Here is a 1,601-nt window from a genome sequence, read left to right on the forward strand (position 1 = left end):
AAAGTACTTGTTAGTATTGAGTCTTTGGTAGAAATAGAAGAGTCGGCAGCTCGGCTACGATTTGCGATCTTTGAAACTGACGCTGAATAGTTTAGTGTAATAGGTTGACATCTCCCCCGGTGAAACACGGGGGGCGTTTTCATTATCGAGGTAAAATTGGGACAAGGGAGACTTGGAGGACAAGGGCGATCGCCATTATTTCTTCTGATTAAATCATGGGCGAGTAATAAAGGGGAAAAACTCTCTCCAATTCAGGGGTTTGGCTATCGCAAAAAATTAGAATGAAAATGCCCTGCCCTACTCCCCTACTCAAGAAAGCGTAGCAAACATTTATTAAATTGGTATTAGTCCTGTTTTTCCCAGTAATTTTGCTTGTAATAAGTTAACCGACTCTGGGAAAGCTTATTCCGAATCAACAACTCCAAAAATGAAATAGCGACGCGATTTGGATCGACAACAGGTACTCCTCTTCCCACTTCAGCTAGACGTTGAGCAACAGCATCAGCCACATTTAAAAAGCCAGTGCAACCAAAAATTATGGCATTAGCACCATCTTCATCAATCGCTTTGACACTTTCGGCATAGATTTTTTCTAGGGCAACTTGCTTGTCATGTAAGCTCAAAACCGGAAGATGCACGGAACGAATGGAAGCAAAATTGGGGGAAATCCCAAACTTCCTGATATGCTCCCGTTGCATTGCTACAACTGAATTCACAATAGTAATAATTGAGAACCTTTGAGCAAGCATCATCGCTGTATAAGCGCTGGGTCGGAACCCCCCAACAATTGGAATGTCAATGACCTCTCGAGCTGTTTCAACTCCACAGTAATCCATGTCCGATACAAAAATCCCGTCAAAGCCATCTCGTTCAGCTTTCACCGCTTGTGCAATCACATAAGGGGCATTGATTTCTGAATCATAACGACTTTCAATTGAACGAGTCCCCTCTGAAATATTTTCCACATCTACCGTCATATCAGGTGTGAGGACGGGTTCAACAGCTTGGGCAATTTCATCGTTGAAATCGCTGTTATTTATGGGAATAATAATTTTAATTTTCATAGGTTGGGTTTTTCATTTTCAAGACGTAACTATAGCAATATGATTTGAGTTGTGAGATATTGGAAACTTTTAGGGAACAGGGAACAGGGAACAGGGAACAGAGAAGAAGAAAAAAACGTATCATATCATGTCATGTCCGGTTGAATAATTAGACTTTGGTGGAAGGAAGGCAGAAGGCAGAAGGTTTTCCCTCATTTTAACCTTGATTTTATACACAAACGATGCTACCGGAGATGATATCATATAAATATAGCAATTATTATATTCTATACTTTTAAGGAACACCTCAATTCTCACAACTGATTCCTGATTGCTATACAATTAAAAATCAGGGGAGCTTTTTTGATAGCAAAGTTTCAACAGTTCAGCTAATACCATTACATGAGGTTCACTCAACATAGTGGTATGATTTCCAGGAGCCATATAAACCTCTACAGGTTGACTAGAAAGCTGGTTCCATCCCCAAGTTTGGTCGCTGGTAATTTCACCAAGCACTTCCAGCGCTCCCTCATAAACTTCGCTAGTGCGGAACAGGGT

General features: G+C 40.8%; 3 protein-coding genes. 1 reads left to right on the forward strand and 2 read right to left on the reverse strand.

From position 1 onward, the window contains the following. Nucleotides 1-156: 156 nt before the first annotated feature. Nucleotides 157-285: a hypothetical protein gene (locus F6K27_RS33115; protein WP_287280342.1), complete on the forward strand. Its 129-nt coding sequence runs from the start codon at nucleotides 157-159 to the stop codon at nucleotides 283-285. 59 nt (nucleotides 286-344) lie between these two features. Here the strand turns inward: F6K27_RS33115 and F6K27_RS33120 are convergent, their stop codons facing one another. Next, nucleotides 345-1,064, reverse strand: coding sequence for an aspartate/glutamate racemase family protein (locus F6K27_RS33120; RefSeq protein ID WP_287280344.1), 720 nt, complete (start codon nucleotides 1,062-1,064; stop codon nucleotides 345-347). Between the two features lie 321 nt (nucleotides 1,065-1,385). After that, nucleotides 1,386-1,601, reverse strand: a 216-nt coding sequence (locus F6K27_RS33125) for a hypothetical protein (protein WP_287280346.1), incomplete at its 5' end; no start/stop codon positions are given.

This window comes from Okeania sp. SIO2F5 (assembly GCF_010692685.1).
GTDB lineage: Bacteria > Cyanobacteriota > Cyanobacteriia > Cyanobacteriales > Microcoleaceae > Okeania > Okeania hirsuta.